This is a genomic window from Pseudobutyrivibrio xylanivorans, assembly GCF_008935055.1.
Lineage (GTDB): Bacteria > Bacillota > Clostridia > Lachnospirales > Lachnospiraceae > Pseudobutyrivibrio > Pseudobutyrivibrio xylanivorans_A.
In genome coordinates this window covers 2,090,927-2,107,763 of record NZ_CP043028.1, presented here as the reverse complement: position 1 = coordinate 2,107,763, position 16,837 = coordinate 2,090,927, and the positions used below count along the sequence as shown (strand labels likewise).

25 protein-coding genes, 4 tRNA genes and 1 pseudogene are annotated in these 16,837 nt (G+C 37.9%); 6 read left to right on the top strand and 24 right to left on the bottom strand.

Annotated features, from left to right (window positions below; genetic code table 11):
- Positions 1-35: 35 nt before the first annotated feature.
- From FXF36_RS09565 to FXF36_RS09515, 13 genes and pseudogenes are all read right to left on the bottom strand, one after another.
- Positions 36-713 (bottom strand): alpha/beta hydrolase, encoded by a 678-nt coding sequence (locus FXF36_RS09565; RefSeq protein WP_243143487.1) that lies wholly within the window; start codon positions 711-713, stop codon positions 36-38.
- 20 nt (positions 714-733) lie between these two features.
- Positions 734-1,456, bottom strand: a complete 723-nt coding sequence (locus FXF36_RS09560; protein ID WP_151623537.1) for an AlkZ-related protein — start codon at positions 1,454-1,456, stop codon at positions 734-736.
- A 42-nt stretch (positions 1,457-1,498) separates the two neighbouring features.
- On the bottom strand, positions 1,499-1,882 hold the full coding sequence (locus FXF36_RS09555; protein WP_151623535.1) for a VOC family protein: 384 nt from the start codon (positions 1,880-1,882) through the stop codon (positions 1,499-1,501).
- Positions 1,883-1,908: 26 nt separating this feature from the next.
- Positions 1,909-2,076: a hypothetical protein gene (locus tag FXF36_RS16325; RefSeq protein WP_167511352.1), complete on the bottom strand. Its 168-nt coding sequence runs from the start codon at positions 2,074-2,076 to the stop codon at positions 1,909-1,911.
- A 12-nt stretch (positions 2,077-2,088) separates the two neighbouring features.
- Positions 2,089-3,192 carry a glycoside hydrolase family 3 protein gene (locus FXF36_RS09550; protein WP_151623533.1) on the bottom strand — a complete coding sequence of 368 codons (1,104 nt, stop codon included), beginning with the start codon at positions 3,190-3,192 and terminating at the stop codon, positions 2,089-2,091.
- 5 nt (positions 3,193-3,197) lie between these two features.
- Positions 3,198-3,826, bottom strand: a pseudogene (locus FXF36_RS16935) (MGMT family protein).
- Between the two features lie 29 nt (positions 3,827-3,855).
- Positions 3,856-4,248 carry a DUF2127 domain-containing protein gene (locus FXF36_RS09540; RefSeq protein WP_167511351.1) on the bottom strand — a complete coding sequence of 131 codons (393 nt, stop codon included), beginning with the start codon at positions 4,246-4,248 and terminating at the stop codon, positions 3,856-3,858.
- A gap of 19 nt (positions 4,249-4,267) precedes the next feature.
- Positions 4,268-4,801 (bottom strand): BUD32 family EKC/KEOPS complex subunit, encoded by a 534-nt coding sequence (locus FXF36_RS09535; RefSeq protein ID WP_151623531.1) that lies wholly within the window; start codon positions 4,799-4,801, stop codon positions 4,268-4,270.
- 26 nt (positions 4,802-4,827) lie between these two features.
- Complete coding sequence (locus tag FXF36_RS09530; protein WP_151623530.1) at positions 4,828-5,337, bottom strand: HAD domain-containing protein; 510 nt, start codon at positions 5,335-5,337, stop codon at positions 4,828-4,830.
- A gap of 383 nt (positions 5,338-5,720) precedes the next feature.
- Positions 5,721-5,990 carry a hypothetical protein gene (locus tag FXF36_RS09525; protein ID WP_151623529.1) on the bottom strand — a complete coding sequence of 90 codons (270 nt, stop codon included), beginning with the start codon at positions 5,988-5,990 and terminating at the stop codon, positions 5,721-5,723.
- Positions 5,991-6,222: 232 nt separating this feature from the next.
- Complete coding sequence (locus FXF36_RS16740) at positions 6,223-6,354, bottom strand: hypothetical protein (RefSeq protein ID WP_263008647.1); 132 nt, start codon at positions 6,352-6,354, stop codon at positions 6,223-6,225.
- Between the two features lie 187 nt (positions 6,355-6,541).
- On the bottom strand, positions 6,542-7,012 hold the full coding sequence (locus FXF36_RS09520) for a flavin reductase (protein ID WP_151623528.1): 471 nt from the start codon (positions 7,010-7,012) through the stop codon (positions 6,542-6,544).
- Between the two features lie 18 nt (positions 7,013-7,030).
- Entirely contained in the window at positions 7,031-8,122 is a 1,092-nt protein-coding gene (locus FXF36_RS09515) for a radical SAM/SPASM domain-containing protein (protein ID WP_151623527.1), read from the bottom strand.
- A gap of 235 nt (positions 8,123-8,357) precedes the next feature.
- Here FXF36_RS09515 and FXF36_RS09510 point away from each other — a divergent pair, with 235 nt between their 5' ends.
- Together FXF36_RS09510 and FXF36_RS09505 are read left to right on the top strand one after the other, a co-directional pair.
- A complete protein-coding gene (locus FXF36_RS09510) occupies positions 8,358-9,047 on the top strand; it encodes a helix-turn-helix domain-containing protein (RefSeq protein ID WP_151621986.1) in 690 nt (229 codons plus the stop codon).
- Between the two features lie 32 nt (positions 9,048-9,079).
- Complete coding sequence (locus FXF36_RS09505) at positions 9,080-9,658, top strand: IS3 family transposase (protein WP_151623526.1); 579 nt, start codon at positions 9,080-9,082, stop codon at positions 9,656-9,658.
- A 41-nt stretch (positions 9,659-9,699) separates the two neighbouring features.
- On the opposite strand, the gene FXF36_RS09500 is transcribed toward FXF36_RS09505, so the two are convergent.
- From FXF36_RS09500 to FXF36_RS09455, 10 genes are all read right to left on the bottom strand, one after another.
- Positions 9,700-10,245 (bottom strand): prolyl-tRNA synthetase associated domain-containing protein, encoded by a 546-nt coding sequence (locus FXF36_RS09500; protein ID WP_151623525.1) that lies wholly within the window; start codon positions 10,243-10,245, stop codon positions 9,700-9,702.
- A 186-nt stretch (positions 10,246-10,431) separates the two neighbouring features.
- A complete protein-coding gene (locus FXF36_RS09495; RefSeq protein WP_151623524.1) occupies positions 10,432-11,217 on the bottom strand; it encodes a class I SAM-dependent methyltransferase in 786 nt (261 codons plus the stop codon).
- Between the two features lie 70 nt (positions 11,218-11,287).
- A complete protein-coding gene (locus tag FXF36_RS09490; RefSeq protein WP_151623523.1) occupies positions 11,288-11,515 on the bottom strand; it encodes a purine biosynthesis protein PurH in 228 nt (75 codons plus the stop codon).
- 14 nt (positions 11,516-11,529) lie between these two features.
- Positions 11,530-12,312 carry a histidine phosphatase family protein gene (locus FXF36_RS09485; protein WP_151623522.1) on the bottom strand — a complete coding sequence of 261 codons (783 nt, stop codon included), beginning with the start codon at positions 12,310-12,312 and terminating at the stop codon, positions 11,530-11,532.
- Positions 12,313-12,342: 30 nt separating this feature from the next.
- Entirely contained in the window at positions 12,343-12,900 is a 558-nt protein-coding gene (locus FXF36_RS09480) for an alpha/beta hydrolase (protein ID WP_151623521.1), read from the bottom strand.
- A 17-nt stretch (positions 12,901-12,917) separates the two neighbouring features.
- The gene (locus FXF36_RS09475) at positions 12,918-13,220 is read right to left on the bottom strand and encodes a Dabb family protein (protein WP_151623520.1); all 303 of its coding nucleotides are present in this window, start codon (positions 13,218-13,220) and stop codon (positions 12,918-12,920) included.
- A 2-nt stretch (positions 13,221-13,222) separates the two neighbouring features.
- Positions 13,223-13,918: a flavodoxin family protein gene (locus FXF36_RS09470; protein ID WP_151623519.1), complete on the bottom strand. Its 696-nt coding sequence runs from the start codon at positions 13,916-13,918 to the stop codon at positions 13,223-13,225.
- A 38-nt stretch (positions 13,919-13,956) separates the two neighbouring features.
- Positions 13,957-14,628: a methyltransferase family protein gene (locus tag FXF36_RS09465; RefSeq protein ID WP_151623518.1), complete on the bottom strand. Its 672-nt coding sequence runs from the start codon at positions 14,626-14,628 to the stop codon at positions 13,957-13,959.
- Between the two features lie 202 nt (positions 14,629-14,830).
- On the bottom strand, positions 14,831-15,181 hold the full coding sequence (locus FXF36_RS09460; protein ID WP_151623517.1) for an arsenate reductase family protein: 351 nt from the start codon (positions 15,179-15,181) through the stop codon (positions 14,831-14,833).
- A gap of 25 nt (positions 15,182-15,206) precedes the next feature.
- On the bottom strand, positions 15,207-15,368 hold the full coding sequence (locus tag FXF36_RS09455; protein ID WP_151623516.1) for a rubredoxin: 162 nt from the start codon (positions 15,366-15,368) through the stop codon (positions 15,207-15,209).
- Positions 15,369-15,435: 67 nt separating this feature from the next.
- Between FXF36_RS09455 and FXF36_RS09450 the strand changes: the two genes are divergently transcribed.
- The 4 genes from FXF36_RS09450 (at position 15,436) to FXF36_RS09435 (ending at position 15,780) form a co-directional block, all read left to right on the top strand.
- Positions 15,436-15,508 (top strand) — tRNA-Val (locus FXF36_RS09450).
- Positions 15,509-15,534: 26 nt separating this feature from the next.
- Positions 15,535-15,616: transfer RNA gene (locus FXF36_RS09445), tRNA-Tyr, on the top strand.
- A 12-nt stretch (positions 15,617-15,628) separates the two neighbouring features.
- Positions 15,629-15,702 (top strand) — tRNA-Met (locus FXF36_RS09440).
- A gap of 5 nt (positions 15,703-15,707) precedes the next feature.
- A tRNA-Phe gene (locus tag FXF36_RS09435) sits at positions 15,708-15,780 on the top strand.
- Between the two features lie 55 nt (positions 15,781-15,835).
- Here the strand turns inward: FXF36_RS09435 and FXF36_RS09430 are convergent.
- Positions 15,836-16,837, bottom strand: coding sequence for a zinc dependent phospholipase C family protein (locus FXF36_RS09430; RefSeq protein WP_167511350.1), 1,002 nt, complete (start codon positions 16,835-16,837; stop codon positions 15,836-15,838).

The window sequence follows — 16,837 nt, the reverse complement described above, 5'->3', positions numbered from 1 at the left end:
ATCTTATCACAAAGAAGGATGTTCTTTTTATTTGTTTAATTTTCCGATAAAAATTTTACTCTAGCGAAAGAAATATTTGCAGGCATTAAGTCATCCTTTGTTCCACATGCCATGTAAAACATTGGAATAGGACGCTTTTCAGAAAGCATTTCTTCTACAGCCACCCAAGGGTTCTTGTTGGTCTTTGAAGCTTCTTCTATGTTATCAAACAGTCCAATATTTGCTTCCTCTGAGGTATCCTCGAAAATATGCACTGCCGAAGATAATCCTGCAACATGACTAAAATTCTTCGAATATACGATACCATTTCGAAGTGCACCAAATCCTCCCATAGAAAGACCTGCAATAAAGGTATCCTCACGCTTATCCGAGAGCGGAAACATTCTTCTGGTTACTTCCACCAATTCTTCTCCGATGAATGTTCCATAATCATTCCAAGGTGTTCTGGAATTGAAATAAAAAGCATTATCACCAGATGGCATTACTACCGCCAGATTCTTTTCTTCTGCCCACTTTTGGATTCTGGTCTGACTAATCCAATCAGTATAATTTCCTAAAAGACCATGCAGGAGATAAAGTGTTTTGTACTTACGATCTTTTCCATTTAGATATCTATTAGTGTCTGCATCAAAACGATCCACCGGAAGTATCACATTCACAGGCACCTCTCTGAATAAAGCTTTTGATAAGTAGTTTACTTGTATTAACGCCATTTTTATCCCCCTTTTCTATATCACTTTATTATTTTTTGTATCTGCTTCTCTGTAGCTATAGGGTAAATATCTCTTATATGATTAGCTATAGCTTCTTTTGAATCAGACGGATTCTCTTTATATCTACTCCTTACATAATCATAGCCAAAGAGATTTTCTGGTGTTGCATATATAGCAATTGGCCAACCATAGGCTTCTCCCTGTTTGTTCTTGCGCTGACGGAAATCTTTTACCGTAAGATATGTCTTCATCTGAAGGTCGGTGATTGTACCATCAAAGCCCTTCTCTCCACCTTTACCAAAACCTGCCAGTTTTTTGATTTCGTTAGAATATAGCTCATCATTCTCTTCAAATAAATCCATTATCTTTTTCTGTCTGCGAGAAGCTTTGCCATCCTCCCAAAGAGAATCAAAATCATAGCCATCACGTCTATAATTTGCAAAATATGGGAGCCATTCTTTAGAAATAAAGCCTGCCTTCTTGTCAAAGAATTTGCCATAAGCAACTTCTCCACGGCGGGCAATTATCTCTCGCCACTCCCACGGATCCACCTCTGTATCTCCACTCCACCAATACTCAGGAACAGTACGCTCCTCCAGCGAAAAGCCAGGAATCTCGTTCTTGAATAAAGGCAAGAATCCAATCTCATTAATATATGCAATTGCATCATCCACAGTATGAAGGCACTCTGGGTCATCCCACTCTACCCCATACATTATCCAGGTTCCGTTTTCGTTTGGCATAATCTCTTCTCCTGTTTGTTGCCCTTCAGTTTTAGTAATTCGTTAAACTGTTATTTCGATTTGATTTCCCTCAATTCCCACAATACAGCTTTCATAATATCCATCGCCGGTAGTGCGAGGTCCGCTGACAACTTCGAAGCCATCTTCTTTTAATATGTTTGTCAGCTCATCCACCTTTTCTTTACTTCCAACCGAAAATGCGATATGAATCAGCCCAGTTCTATTTAATTGCTTATCCATATCAACCATATCTGGCTTATTCATTATTTCAAGCCTTGCACCATCCTCAAAAGAAATAAAATAAGAACGGAAATCTGTATTCTTATTGTGGTAGCCATCATTAGATTTTCCACCTAGATATTTGACGAAGAAATCTCTGGCAGCCTCAAGATTATTTACGTACATTGCTATGTGTTCTATTTTCATATTAAGCCTCTATATGCTTCTTTCAATTATAATGTCTTATGAAACTTCCAGAAATCTATAGTTTCCTGCGCTGTAACAGGCTTTCCATCCATAGTCGCAAATACTAATTCACGACCACTATACTGAAGGAAATAATTCGTAATTACGATTTCATAAATACAACATGTCTCATAAAGTAATACAACTGTTTTCAATTACTTTCTCCCTTACTTCGCACTCCAGCCAGCTTCGTGCCAGCATTTTCCAGTTCCAATCTCATCAACAGATGAGTAATATGGCATCGGAAGTGTTCCTGATGTGCTAGCTTCCCCAGTTAGCACATCTGCCACTGCGTAACCACCTTCCGAACCTGGGAGGTAGCACATAATACACGAATCCCAGTCAGAAAGAATGAAGCCTTCGAATCCCAACTCATTTTTTAGATAGCTAAGGTATTTTTCATTTTCATGCATCTTTGTGCCCATAAGAGATGAGTGAGAAACCATAATGGACTGCACGCCAGCATTTACGAGACTTTCATAAACTGATAGCTGTGCATCTATCTCCTCCTGGGACATATCTGCATCCCCGCGGTCGATTAATCTTTCTGTGTTACCTGAATACTCTCCTGTTCCATAGGCTGTATATCCACCACCGAAGAAATGCTTGGCACATACCACCACGCCCTCAGACAACAGTCCTTCCGCATAGGCTGTGGAAAGATTCTTGATAATCTCGTTGTCATCAGAAAAGCACTCATAAGTCCTGCCCCATCTAGGGTCTTGAGCTGCATCCACGCATGGTGAAAAATTCAAAAGCATGCCTGTGTGCACAATATCTGAGCCAACAAGTGCTCCATACTCTTTGGTGAGCTCTGGGTCATTTGCTGCGCCAATATTAATATTCTGTGGAAAGATTACAGAACCGTATGCGAAGTTCACTCCATGGACGCTATCCTGCCCATAGATATATGGAATCCCTGCCTCAGAAGAAAGTGCACTGCTCTGATACTGGCTGACGATTTCATACCATTCTTCTGCTGTAGGATTAGGAAGATCCTCGAACTTTGAAAGAACTGAACCATAGTCATGTTCTTTCATGTCGTCGTAATCAACATTGTAAAAAGCCCCCTGTACCATCTGAGCAGCCTTCTGCTCCAGTGTAAGTGATGCCACTATCTCTTCTGCGGACATATCCTTGTATTTATCAAGGGCGCTTGTGTCTGTTTTTTCTGCTGATTCCTGCTGCGTAGTGTTTGTCTGTGAAGCATTACCACAAGATGTCAGTAGCATGGTTGCCACAAATAGTAATGCAACAATTCTCTTTTTCATTAGTGTTAATCCCCCGTATAACCATATTTCTTTAAATCAACTCTCCCATCAATAACTTCTATTCCATCTGCTTTTAGCAGCTCCCTTTGTGCCCAGGCTCCACCAAAAACATACTCACCTGCTAGCTCCCCCTTGGAATTCACTACTCTATAGCAAGGTATATTCTCAAAGTCTGGATTTTTATGAAGAGCATTTCCAACTGCTCTACACATCTTTGGATTTCCTGCCATTGCAGCTACCTGAGCATAGGTTGCCACTTTGCCCTTTGGAATTCTTTTAACTGCTTCGTATATACGTTTTGTAGGAGAATCAGTCACAAGGTCATAACTTTCAGCTATCATCCTCTTGATATCCTCATCTGGTATTGAGCCATCCAAAATAACTGTATTCCAATGTTCTTTGTTTTGATGATACCCAGGCTGAACCGCAGCATAGGTATTTCTCCAAAAATCCCTCCATTCAGGGTCACATTTTAAATTTAGGCAAATGTATCCATCCTTTTCATATGTCCACAAAAAGCTTTCTTACTAGGTTTTACTCTAATAAGCTGCCAGTTTGGATCATGAAAAGGAGCTTCCTGATACGTATATGCGAATGTTAAGCCGTAGACCAATGCCTCTTCTCGTGTTTTCATGTTATCCCCTTTGTACACTAATCCAGTATTTATTCCACTATTTTTTTATCTCCATAAAATTGCATTAACATTAAAATCAAGGTACTTCCTGAAAGGATTCCATCCATAATACCTGCTGGTAATAAAAACATCATTAATGTAATAGTAATTGTGGAAATTATTACTGATAAAACTAACCCCCACATTCGATTTTTAAGCAGACCTATTGCTCCAATTAATCTAATGACTCCATATAATGCCCCCATAACCATCATCATATAAAGATTATCTTGAAAATATGGAAGCTTAAATTCAAAATACTGGCCAATATCAAACTGATCAGCTCCTAATAACAAAGCTGGTATCATACATAGAACTCCACCAAGTTCCATAAAGCCACCATGTATTATCATTATAACTGCAGCTACCTTATACTTTTTCATATAATATTTTCCTCTTAATTCATTTATGCTCATCTACATACTTTAAAAAATCTAGAGTTTTTGACCAATATTTAATCCCCCAATTTTCAAAATTCCACTCTTCCATATAGTCATTACACTCATAATCGATATAAAAAATCTCGCCATTGTTAACTACAAAATTGGTTGGGAAATAATCGATATTTGTATTTGCTGGATATAGCAGTTTACACATGGATTCTACCTGAGCAATGTAATCCTGCTGCATATTATCTTCTAGAACAAGATCATAAATTGTTTTTCCATCTATGAACTCTTTTACGATGCGCTCATTATCCACATCCACATCAATCATTACAGGCATCTTGATGCCAATACCCGACAATCTTTTGTAGTCATTTATTTCAGACTGAATTTTATTTCCAAACTGATAATAAGAACATGGCTCATGATGAATCTGTTTCACTACATATTCTTTGCCATCTTTTTCTGCTAAATATGAATATCCACCCTTGCCCTTTCCTAAGAGCTTTTTGATTTCATATTCAATTCCATTTACACTTAGTTTTTCCATTCCAGTAATTTCCTTTGAAGTCATTACTACTTACACCCAACATTCCCTAAAAGTAGATCCAGTGCTTTCTCAACATCATTTTCTGTAAGGCCAACCTCTGCGTCTGTCTTAACCTGATGGCTTGTAATCTCACTATTATGGAGATCTAGGTCATCAATAACCAACCAATTATCAGTGGGATTATCTTTAAGCCACTGAAGAATTTCGTCAGCCTTAACAAGACTGAATTTCTTAGCTTTTCGAATTTCTTCTGTAGTTAAATCTGGAGTTACTCCAGATATTAATATCCCTTCTTTCTCCAAGACATCTGTAAAGAATCTTGCTTCCGCCCTATTAGGTTTCATTTTATCATCGAACCAAAATCTCCACCCAGAATGGAGAATGACCTTTGCATCAGTCTTTTTAACAAGCTTTGAAAATAGCTTAACCGAGTCTACATCCACGTATTTCCCCTCACTTATTTCACGCTGATGCTCATTATCCCAAAACTTTGAATTCAAAACCCCATCTACATCAAGGAAAATAACATTGCTCATGTTGTTTTACCCTCTCCTATTTTGTCTGCCCGTCATTATCTCAATCTACCGGCACTATTTCCGCATGTCCAACTTTATAACGCACTTCCTTGTTGGTATATTGAAATCCCTCTTCTATACATTTGATAATATTAATCGCTCCAGCCACCCAGTCTTGTATTATCATCTTCTCCATGTCGCATTAAAAATATCATCACTAAAGTCTACCTTTACAAATTAATCCCAACTAACACAATTCCAGAAACTGCCAAAAGAACTATAACCAACTTTTTTACAATTCTTTCGTCCAGTATCTGTGCGCTCTTAATGCCAATAAACAGTCTCGACTCTTTGGCTTTTCTCCCTCCTATTATTAAGCTATTTAGCAATTTTACCTAGCTACGCTACATCCAATCATAATCTCCACCAGTCACGGCCAACGAAAGCAAGGCATCCATTCGCTCTACCTCTTCCTCGCCTTGTACTACTGAAAGTAACTTTGCTGTCTCAGTTGCTACTGGCATTTCTTCATCTGGTCCAATTTCCATATTTGGTTGCTCACCGCAATATGGGCAAACAAGGCTTGGCCCTACCTGTATAGATAAAAATCTGTTTGCACACTCTTTGCATTCATAAAAACCTGCAAGAGTAGTTCCATCTGGTACGTAATACATATTTAATTCCTTCCTTAATGCTTAATATTTATCTTCAAAAATATATCCGTATACATAATAAAAATTTGAATACCACAAATTCCGCCTTGTATTTGTCTATTATAGTAATTCTAAGGTGTTGAATGCAACAGAATTACGAATATTGAGGATATATGAATTGTACAAAAATCAGACATAAAAAAACAAGCCATAGCGTATCTGCTATAGCTTGTATATATAAGCTACTAGTTCATCATTTCCAATCATCCTGAAGGGGGATTTCCTCCATCTGAAGTTCTTCTTTTCCATTATCATTACTAATATTCTTTACTCTAATTATTTCTATACCGAATAATACAACTATCACAACTACAACTACCAGCATGGCTATCCCTCCTTAGACTAATAAGCAAAAGGCTATCGCCATATTTAACAGTGATAGCCCTTTACTGTACTCAGTATCTCTACTGATTTATTATGGTACTTTCTATATCGGGATTCTTCGTCTAATGATAAGATGATAATCTGCACAAAATAATATAGTAAAATTTCTACTTGCAATTTCAGATGTACTATATTATCCCTACTACTTCACCAATATACATATCATGCTGTGCTTCTTTTCCATAGAACTGCTCTGCAATATCTGGATTCATATTTGAAGGCTCAAGTGGCTGGCACATAAGCTTTCTACAAACAAGAGTCACCTCTGCTTCAGCAAAAGTCATACCATGCTCAACTTCTTTAGGATTAAGACCTGATTCATTCATCTTATCCATATCACGACCTGACTTAGAGCCAAGAACACCTAATGTTTTCTTATATTCTTCTGGATAGAAACTTACTGTGAAGTATTCATTATTATCCATGAATTCGTGTGTATAGCGAGATGTTCTTACATAAACTGTAGCTACCGGCTTGTTCCAAATGGTTCCAAGACCGCCCCAGCTAATTGTCATAGTGTTAAAGTTGCTTTTATCACCTGCGGTAAGCAAAGCCCACTTCTTATCATATTGGTCAAAAATATTAGTGTTAAATTCCATAAATTCACCCTCCTAAAATTATGCTAAAAATATTTCTTCAACTAGTTTTCTCTTTTCATACAAAACGCATCCACCATCATGGTCATCCATAAGCACTCCTTCTGACTGCAACGCTTTGAATAGTTTTGAGTTCATAGCTTCCCTAAGAGAAGTATCCTTTACATTGATATCCGAATATGGTGAAAATGGACATGGTTCTGCGCCACCATGTGAGTTGATATGGAAAAATCCGCGCCCTGCAGCAATGCATCCTCCTGAGCTCTTCTCATCTCCAGGGAAAGATACAAATACCATCTCAGGATGCTCCTGTCTCAGTCTCATAATCTCATTTTTAAGATATTCCCTATCATCATCACCAGGTGCAAGATGTTTTGAATCATCAGTCACTGGAACAAACTCAACAAATATAACAGCCTTGCATCCCTTATCAGACAGGCTACCTATAAAGCTTTCAGATGAAACATCATTAAGATTTTCCGTTGTCACAGTCACTGAAGCTCCATAAATAAGTCCGCGACTTTGAAGTTCATCCATATTTGAGATGAGCTTATCATAAACACCATCACCGCGTCTATTATCTGTAGCTTTTTTCTCTCCCTCGATACTCATTATTGGAATAAGATTCCTATTTTTATCAAACAGCTCAAAATACTTATCTGTCATGAAGGTTCCATTCGTAAAAATCGGAAAAAGTATATTCTGCTTCTTGCCAGCAGACTCTATAACACCTTTTCTAAGAAGTGGCTCACCTCCTGCAAGAAGAATGAAGCTAACACCAAGCTCATCTGCTTCATCAAAAATCTTAAGCCACTCATCGTCTGTAAGCTGATGAACAGGTTCAGTATCATTAGTCGCATTATTACATCTGGAATAGCAACCAGCACAGTGAAGATTACAACTGCTTGTTATACTAGCAATTAAAAATGGAGGAATATGCTCACCCTCTGCTTCCAGTTTTGCCCTTTTCTTCGAAGCAGCTTTTGTAGCCATTGCAAATCTAGCCATGTAAGCACTTTCTTTAGGGTTCTTAAGAGTTGCTTTTATAGCATCTGAAACTACCCTTTCAACACCTCGTGTCATATACTCCTGAATATTAAATTCCTTGTTCATGATAAAAACCTCTTATTATTATTTCCTTTTATTCTCTACTTACTAAATTATGTCAATTTAGCGCAATTGTATTTTACAAAATCTATTGTTATCATATCACAAATGTTATTAACTTCAAGATGTATTTTTTTCATTGTAACTCAATTATCTCAGCTAAAAAAGAGAGTCGACATCATGATATGCTCCCCCTTAAGTAGACATGGTAAATAACCAAATCTACTTAAGGGGGTTTTTTATGTCTAAATATTCTACAGAATTAAAGATTGCCGCGTGTAGAGACTATCTCGAAGGAAATTTATCACGCCAAGAAATATATGATAAGTATGGCATTAATCATGGCGAAAGTAGTCATTATAAAATGCTCGAAAGATGGGTTCGTAAATATCTTGCATTTGGCGAAAATGCATTTATTCAATCTAGTGGTAATAGATGCTATTCTGCCTCGGAAAAACTACAAATAATTGAAGAGTATCTTGAAGGACAAGGGTCGCTAGAGGATATTGCCATTAAACATGGTATACCTTCGTCTTCAACTCTACATCATTGGATTTTATTATATAATGCTAATAGAGAACTCAAGGATTATAATCCTATGCGGGAGGTCTATATGGCAGAAGCAAGAAGAAAAACCACTATTGAAGAGCGCAAAGAAATCGTTGAATACTGTTTATCGCATGACAGAGCTTATAAAGACACGGCTAGCTTGTATAATGTCTCATATAGTCAAGTGTATTCATGGGTTAGAAAATATGATGCTACTGGTGAAGAAGGATTGTCTGATAAACGTGGTCGTCATAAAACTGATGATGAAGTAGATGAATTAGAACGTCTTCGAAGAGAAAACAAACGACTTAAGCGTCAGTTAGAAGAAAATGACATGTTGGTACAATTATTAAAAAAAGTGAAAGAATTCGAAGGGATGTGAGGCTCGGCAAACAACGCTATGAATCAAAGTATATGGCAATTAAATACTTTTATGAAAACAAAGGCTGGAGTATTAACTGGATGTGTAAGCAGTTATCTGTTTCAAGAGCTGCTTATTATAAATGGTTGCATAGAGAAATACCTATTCAAGAACAGGAAAATATTGAACTAGCAAATCTTATTAAAGAGTATGATGCGCGTTTTAATCATATCTTAGGCTATCGAAGAATGACCTCTTGGATCAATCATTTTAATCACACGAATTATAGTAAAAAACGTGTTCACAGGATAATGAAGAAGTTAAATGTTCATTCTGTTATCAGAAAGAAAAAGAAAAAATATATATCTTCAACACCACAGGCTGTAGCTGAAAACATTCTTCAAAGAGATTTCTATGCAACTGCACCAAATCAAAAATGGGCAACAGATGTAACCGAATTTAAAATACCTGGTGAAAAGAAAAAACTATATTTAAGTGCCATTATCGATTTATATGATAGATATCCTGTTTCGTACATTATTAGTTCTAGAAATGATAATAGATTGGTATTTAAAACATTTGACAAACCGACTCTCCAAATTGTGTTTTATATTATTTATGTTATTATATGACTTTTGAATACAGAATATCCAATCTCCTCCGTAATAATTCTTTAATCTTCCCCAACCAAGTGAACAGTCCTATAATCATGTCCCACTGCTGGCAGAAACTTCTGAATCACATCTTCCGTGAGTAATTTCATACTTGATGTATTCACACACGGATGACATCCGATGTAATCATCTTTAAGAACATCCTCGTCAATCAGGAGCTGCACAGCATTGTCCTTGTCATTCATAAGTCCCATAATGCTTACAGAACCCGGCTCGATGTCTAGGTATTTCAACATATCCTCCGGTTCTGCAAATGAAAGTCTGGAAGAGCCTATCTGTGATGATAATTCCTTTGTCTTAAACTTCTTATCTCCTGGCATCATCAGCAGATAAAATGACGTCTTCTGACGATTGCATAGAAATAGATTCTTACAAATCACTACGCCCAAAATCTCATCGACCTTGTTACAGGCCTCCATGGTATCCGTCCTTTCGTGGTCTGTTCTCTCATATTCGATTCCAAGCGAATCTAAAAAATCGTAAGTACGAACCTCCCTTGGCAAACGTCCCTCTATATTATCTGGTCTTCCCTTTATTAGTTCCATAGTCACCTCTATTAATATCCAGATACCTGATTATGATATCTGTAAGAATAAAAAACTATGACTTCTTGTGGGCTACTTAAGGAAAAAGCCCACAAGAACTTGGCTTTGCCAAGCAATATTTTCTTTCAGAAAATATTGGTCCATGTCCGGTTCTTGATTTTCTGAGGAAAATCAAAAACCTATAATTTACTGGCAGGCAAATGTTCCATATTCCTTAGGCAAATCAATTGCACCATTCTCAAAATGAGTTGAAAGAATCTCTCTAATTTTCTCAACTGGTAAATCTAAAATTGCCTTAAAAGATGCAAGACTCTGAAGATACTCTACAAGATGCTCCATTTCAGTGATATGAAGAGAATCCTCAAAGACAATTACTTTCGCTTCCTTGAATTCCTTTTGGAGCTTCTCTCCGCCATTTTGTAATGTAAAATTGTGATTAGGGTGGAACTCCTCACCGCCTAATTCAAACCACTCAGCAAGCTTATCTGTGAAATTGTTCTCTCCAAAAGTAGCGCAGTAAAATACTCCACCATCCTTTAATACTCTTCTAACTTCACTCAGTGCTTTTTCCAAATCCGGCACGTGATAAAGCATTCCATTTGCAATTACCACATCAAATTCGTCATCTTCAAAATCAAGATTCTGAATATCAGCCACTCTGAATTCTATATTATCGCGCTCACCTAAATTCTTTTTAGCTGTCTCAAGCATTCCCTCAGAAAAATCCGTAAATACGAACTTGCTGCATCTTGCTATAATGTCTTCTCTTCCTACCCACAAGCCGCCTGGTCCTCCGCCAAGCTCAAGAACTTTCATGCCTTCACGGATATCATAGTTGGAAACAAGCCAGTCGCTATATCCTTGCTTGTTTGTTGAATACATGTCGTGAAAATTAACCCTAACATCGTATCTCTTTGATGTTGCATACTGTGCCTTTACAGCCGCTGTATCATTTGAACTTCCAATTTGCATTTTTGTCTTCTCCCTTTATTTCTCCCTTTGTAATAGTTTTCATAACACCTTTCTCCACTACTCCGTCGTTCTACATCACGCAGCTGGAACCACGAGTCTCCATATCGTTGTCCTTAACATATCTGGCATTGAATTCCATATTTATATCTCTGAGTTCCTTCTTACCATCAATGTAATCCTGATACATCTCAGCCAAACCTGCCATACAGCCGTCACAGTTTGCCTCAATATTTCCAAGAGACTCCTTAACAATCTGCTCACGCTCTTCTTTTGTTGTATCCTTAATTAAATATGACATAATAATTCCTCTCTTTAATGTCTTTCATCCATGTTTTCATATCTTTCGCAAAATCTTGCCGAAAATGATGGCTCCTCATTTCCGATTCGTAAATGCGATATATCTCCTGCACGGAGAGTTCTAAATGTAGCAATTCCCTTTTCTCTCTCCTCGGATGCCACCTCTGTAACAGAAGTTGGAGCCAAGGCCGTAAACTGCCACACCACAAAAGGTGATACATTCCACAGATATGAGAGTAACAAGGATGTAAGTCCATAGTGGCAATAGAATGCGATTACTTTATCGTTATTTTGCGATACCCTGTATGCCATTCCCTCTTTCTCGTAGCCATTAGCCTTCAAAAACTTCTCAAACTCGCCAGTTACTTCATCATAAAGAGCCGGCATATTGCTAGCCTTTACCAGACTGGATTCCCTCCAACCATTTCTATCAAAAAGCTCTGGATGGTCAATATAATATGATGGCAACACATCCCAAAGAATATGAGACTTGTATTCACCAGTTGTCTCATCTTTCTGAAGCTCATTAGCATATGCTCTACGAACATCCTCGGAAATATTAGGGTCGGCCTGAGCAGGAAACTCCTTCAGCCAATCTAAAGTAACCGGTTCAATACCTAATTTCTTGCAGCTGTAGGCCGCTGTGTCTTTTGCTCTACCAAGAGGCGACTGATACACTTCGTCTATACGATATTGCTCAATAATATCTGCGAGAAGCTGTGCCTCACGATGTCCTTTCTCTGTAAGCGTATCATTTTCATAGTCTGGGTCCCCGTGTCTAATAAATATAAGTTGCATTTCTAATTCCTAACCTTATTACTTAATCTTTTATATCAGCTTATCAACCAACTCCATTACTGTTTGAAGGTTGGCAATATCCACCATCACATCCCCCGTTTCAAGAGAATGATTTGCATTTGGTATTACCACATAAGTAAGTGATAATTCATCGCAAAGCTGTGTACACATATCTGTGTCGCAGAGTGGATCAGCATCACCGTGGAATACAAAGCCTTCACAAGGGTTAACAAACGCAAAGGTTGTTTCTATAGGTGTAAAAATGATTTGATCTGCCTCTAACTCATAGGTCATGTTGTATCTTGCTGCTAAGGCTGTACCGATACTTTTTCCAATGAAAACCACCTTTTCATAATCCGTAAATACGATATCTTTTAACTGTTCTGTCACCTGCTCAAAGGCTGTGTCAAAAGCCTGCTGGCGCTTTTCGGCATCTGCTTTTATCACCGTTCCTGCCTCAGGCAATTCGTATTTAATTTCAATAGTCTCGTATTCTTTATTCTTGGCAAGCTTTTTTGAATAATAAAGAAGTGGCTTGTCTGCATGGTAACCCACTCCTGGGAATATAACTGCAAGTTTTTTACTCATGTTTTCCTCCAAAATAACTACACCTCAAAGTCTAGGCAACTTCTAATTTTTGTGTAAGGTCTGACCTTTCCGTCAGCAACTGCAACATGCTCTGGATGCACTGCGTACCCTTTAAGAGCTTCCTCACTTTCAAAAGAAGAATCCAGCATCAAATCTGCATTTGAACTGGCAAGTCCATTGATATTAACTTTTATATCAATCATTCCTGGAATTTTTCCAGCCAACCCCTCAAGTCCTTCTTTGATTCCCTTCTTTACCTGCTCTTTTTCCTCTGCTGAAAGCTCATCCTTCAGTGTCCATAAAATAATGTGTTTTACCATGTTTATCTCTCCTTCCAAGGACGGCGTTTCTCCAACCATCCTTTTTCTTTCCAATATTCCATATCCTTTGGGTTATATCCACTCTTTTGAATCAAACGACATATTCCAAAGAAACCTTTTGTTTTTAACCCCGGTTTTACCTTACCATTATTTGCTATGATTTGCTTAGCAAGCGTATCAGTTTCTTTATGAATCTTCTCCATCTTCTTTGGTGAAATCTTCTCCCAACTTATCGCCGCAACAGCCATTCCAATTTTATATATCTTTGGTATTCCCCAATAATGTAGGCTATCTGCCATATCTTTATTGGTTGATTTCATTCCCCCGCCTGCTGCAGTGCTGATAACCACGCCCTGCTTTTTAAACATCTTCTCCTCAGGTCGATGTACCATCCATCGGAAACCGTAGTGGTCAAGCAGCGCTTTCATAGCACCCGTAGCGTGGTAAACATAAACTGGACTGGTTAGAATAATAACATCCGCTTCATCCATAGCATCTGTGATTGGTTTAAGTTTATTGGCATGTGGGCAGGTATCTTCGCCATTTAAGAAGCAACTGGTACAGCCAACGCAAAACTCACCAAAATCTCTTGGTAGAAAAAACTCTGTAATTTCCCCGCCTATTTTTTCAGCAAGTTCAATTCCAATGTGATAGGTAGAGCCCTTGTGGTTCTGCCCATTGATTACTACAGTTTTCATTGTTATTCTCCTCTTTTGTCTGTAAATACCGGGTGTCTCTAATATATGAAAGGAATAATTCTATAGCGTACCTTTTCACAATAATCGCTGTAACCTTCAAGTCCTTCCTTCAAAACCTGCTCCTCATTTTTTATTCTTTTTACAATAATAGGAATATAGATAAGCATAATTATAAAAGAAATTGGGGAGCCCAAAATCCAAGGCATTGCTCCAAATAACAACAGGGTAACTGAATACATTGGGTGTCTCACGATTCCATAAAGCCCTGTATCTACAACCTTTTGGTTTTCCTGAACCTCTACAGTTCTTGAAAGGAATTCATTCTCTCTAATTACCTCTGCATATAAAATGTAAGCTATTAAGAAAATGATGGTAGCAACTATAATTGCCCATTGAGGCAAAACAATCCACTTAAATCTGAAATTTAGTCCCGCTACACCAAAGGCTGCGATAAACATTATTCCACTAAAGAGCACTACCAGCTTCTGTTCCCCTTGCTCTTCCTTGGCATTTAATCTCTTTTTGAGAAGCTCTTGATTTTTAAACATCATAATGATGCCTGCTATAAACATTGGAATAAAGAGAACTGCCAGAAACAGCCAGCCATTCCAATAATTAAAGGTACCTGCAGGTATAAATAATAATGCCCCAAGTATAACAATCCCTGCAACAAGCTTTATAATTGCCTGAAAGAATAATTCCTTTGTCATAACTCCCCCTATTATCTTAATGCGGATTTCATAGTTCTGAATTAACTCTATTTTTTTACCTATGCCGATATCCAAAACTTCCTGCCCATCTTTGCAAAGATTTAGGCCGAGAATTTTCTGATAGTATTCGTCTCCCTATTATGTTGGTATATGTCCCAGGCTTTTATCCGAGTAATCCATTCTCTTCCCTGTTGCCTCTAGTCTACTTAAGCACCTCTGTCCATTCAGCCTCTTTAAATCCAAGAAGCACTGCATCATCTGTAATAACAAGTGGTCGTTTTACAAGCATTCCGTCTGATGCCAAAAGCTTAAACTTTTCATCATCAGACATCTCTGGTAATTTCTTTGTAAGCTCCATCTGTCTGTAAAGCTGTCCACTTGTATTAAAAAACTTCTTCAGCTCGACACCACTCTTTTTGTGAGCAGCCCTAAGAGTCTTCTCATCAGGATGGTCTCCCTTTATATCCATTAGTTGGTACTTAATCCCATTATCATCTAACCACTTTAATGCCTTCTTACAAGTTGTACATCGTTCGTAACAGTATACCTTCATATTAGTTTCCTCCTATGATTTGGTTTTACTCTTCTACAGGTTTGAAATGTTCTTTCTCGACTAAACAAACTGGGCATACAAAATCCTCTGGCAAATCCTCAAATTTTGTTCCTGGTTCAACGTCCCAATCTGGCTCTCCCAGCTCTTCATCAAAAACATACCCGCATACATCACATACATACTTCATAGCTCACCCCTCCATTATTTTATGGGTTCAAGTCCCTCTGGGGTCGTTCAAATTCAATATTTACTGTGGGATCTTAGCTCAGCTGGGAGAGCATCTGCCTTACAAGCAGAGGGTCACAGGTTCGAGCCCTGTAGGTCCCATTCAATTGAATATAGTTTGTAAATATGGGCGGTTTCCCGAGTGGCCAAAGGGGACAGACTGTAAATCTGCTGCAAATTGCTTCGGTGGTTCGAATCCACCACCGCCCATCTTTTTAACATCGCGGGATGGAGCAGTCTGGAAGCTCGCCGGGCTCATAACCCGGAGGTCGGTGGTTCAAATCCATCTCCCGCAACTCGTGCCCAGATAGCTCAGTTGGTAGAGCAGAGGACTGAAAATCCTCGTGTCGTTGGTTCGATTCCGACTCTGGGCACTTTTATTATGTAAAAAACCTTCAGATAAATTCTGAAGGTTTTTTCATTATACTATTAATTTTTAATCGGTAGACCGCTGATATAGCTTAAATCACTTAAATTGGCTAGAAGCTGATTTCTATAGTGAAGATAGCGATCTGTTTCTATTATAGAATCTAATTCATCATTAATATTATCTAAATTGCCGCAGGAAAGCATATAGAGCTTAATTCGGTCTAGATACTGTGGCATGGTTTTATTAATCAAGTCTATTACACTTTCAGTACGAGGAATAATCGGATTCCAAGGGTTATGCCAAGTGTTGTGTAACGTATTACAAGGGTCTACGTATTTTATTATTGTGTCACTTGGAATCATGGCAGATATTACACAGCATTTAAAAATAAATTGTTCTATATTTCTAATGCATTTTTTCTTCTTACCTTTTGGGTCATGCATCATTTTGTTAAGCTTTATAAATGAATTTATAGCGCCTTTGATTGTACAAAGACGTACTTTATTGTTTGGAAAAGTATTGTTTATAGCAGAATGTAATAGGTTAGCAATTATTATTTTCTGATCTTTAGTTGGACGTACTGCGGCAGCGTAGTCGAATTGGTTTGGACGAATGTGGAAGTAGTGATCTAGCAGAATGTGATCAATATCAGTCTCTAATGAAACGTGTTTGCCAAAATCGTAGGCGTGACCTCGTTTAAGGTTATTAAAATGATCGCTTTTATAATATATATATGGATGACAAGCTACGTCTAATGAGTAATGTCCTATAAACCCAATTATATAAGCATCACATACAGCTCGATCTTTTTCGTTGTCCATGAAGTTTCTGGCGTTGATTAGATTATCAAAGAATAGCATTACATTTTGCCTGTGCATGATATTACCAATATTCAGTTTATATAAAAGATATGACGGAATATGATAGAAAAATATGTCAGGCCCCTGTAGGCCCAGGCCAAAACAGGTGGAATGAGTGTCTAAAATAGAGATTGTTTCTTTTGAATCTATGAATGATAAGGTTTGTTCTCCAAAGGTTAGATGAGTGATAAATCCAGGCAT

Excerpts from the sequence above, each read along its gene's own strand:
- FXF36_RS09565 (WP_243143487.1), bottom strand. The coding sequence starts at position 713 with ATGGCGTTAATACAAGTAAACTACTTATCAAAAGCTTTATTCAGAGAG.
- FXF36_RS09560 (WP_151623537.1), bottom strand. The coding sequence starts at position 1,456 with ATGCCAAACGAAAACGGAACCTGGATAATGTATGGGGTAGAGTGGGAT.
- FXF36_RS09555 (WP_151623535.1), bottom strand. The coding sequence starts at position 1,882 with ATGAAAATAGAACACATAGCAATGTACGTAAATAATCTTGAGGCTGCC.
- FXF36_RS09550 (WP_151623533.1), bottom strand. The coding sequence starts at position 3,192 with ATGAAAAAGAGAATTGTTGCATTACTATTTGTGGCAACCATGCTACTG.
- FXF36_RS09540 (WP_167511351.1), bottom strand. The coding sequence starts at position 4,248 with ATGAAAAAGTATAAGGTAGCTGCAGTTATAATGATAATACATGGTGGC.
- FXF36_RS09535 (WP_151623531.1), bottom strand. The coding sequence starts at position 4,801 with ATGGAAAAACTAAGTGTAAATGGAATTGAATATGAAATCAAAAAGCTC.
- FXF36_RS09530 (WP_151623530.1), bottom strand. The coding sequence starts at position 5,337 with ATGAGCAATGTTATTTTCCTTGATGTAGATGGGGTTTTGAATTCAAAG.
- FXF36_RS09525 (WP_151623529.1), bottom strand. The coding sequence starts at position 5,990 with ATGTATTACGTACCAGATGGAACTACTCTTGCAGGTTTTTATGAATGC.
- FXF36_RS16740 (WP_263008647.1), bottom strand. The coding sequence starts at position 6,354 with ATGCTGGTAGTTGTAGTTGTGATAGTTGTATTATTCGGTATAGAAATA.
- FXF36_RS09520 (WP_151623528.1), bottom strand. The coding sequence starts at position 7,012 with ATGGAATTTAACACTAATATTTTTGACCAATATGATAAGAAGTGGGCT.
- FXF36_RS09515 (WP_151623527.1), bottom strand. The coding sequence starts at position 8,122 with ATGAACAAGGAATTTAATATTCAGGAGTATATGACACGAGGTGTTGAA.
- FXF36_RS09510 (WP_151621986.1), top strand. The coding sequence starts at position 8,358 with ATGTCTAAATATTCTACAGAATTAAAGATTGCCGCGTGTAGAGACTAT.
- FXF36_RS09505 (WP_151623526.1), top strand. The coding sequence starts at position 9,080 with ATGGCAATTAAATACTTTTATGAAAACAAAGGCTGGAGTATTAACTGG.
- FXF36_RS09500 (WP_151623525.1), bottom strand. The coding sequence starts at position 10,245 with ATGGAACTAATAAAGGGAAGACCAGATAATATAGAGGGACGTTTGCCA.
- FXF36_RS09495 (WP_151623524.1), bottom strand. The coding sequence starts at position 11,217 with ATGCAAATTGGAAGTTCAAATGATACAGCGGCTGTAAAGGCACAGTAT.
- FXF36_RS09490 (WP_151623523.1), bottom strand. The coding sequence starts at position 11,515 with ATGTCATATTTAATTAAGGATACAACAAAAGAAGAGCGTGAGCAGATT.
- FXF36_RS09485 (WP_151623522.1), bottom strand. The coding sequence starts at position 12,312 with ATGCAACTTATATTTATTAGACACGGGGACCCAGACTATGAAAATGAT.
- FXF36_RS09480 (WP_151623521.1), bottom strand. The coding sequence starts at position 12,900 with ATGAGTAAAAAACTTGCAGTTATATTCCCAGGAGTGGGTTACCATGCA.
- FXF36_RS09475 (WP_151623520.1), bottom strand. The coding sequence starts at position 13,220 with ATGGTAAAACACATTATTTTATGGACACTGAAGGATGAGCTTTCAGCA.
- FXF36_RS09470 (WP_151623519.1), bottom strand. The coding sequence starts at position 13,918 with ATGAAAACTGTAGTAATCAATGGGCAGAACCACAAGGGCTCTACCTAT.
- FXF36_RS09465 (WP_151623518.1), bottom strand. The coding sequence starts at position 14,628 with ATGACAAAGGAATTATTCTTTCAGGCAATTATAAAGCTTGTTGCAGGG.
- FXF36_RS09460 (WP_151623517.1), bottom strand. The coding sequence starts at position 15,181 with ATGAAGGTATACTGTTACGAACGATGTACAACTTGTAAGAAGGCATTA.
- FXF36_RS09455 (WP_151623516.1), bottom strand. The coding sequence starts at position 15,368 with ATGAAGTATGTATGTGATGTATGCGGGTATGTTTTTGATGAAGAGCTG.
- FXF36_RS09430 (WP_167511350.1), bottom strand. The coding sequence starts at position 16,837 with ATGCCTGGATTTATCACTCATCTAACCTTTGGAGAACAAACCTTATCA.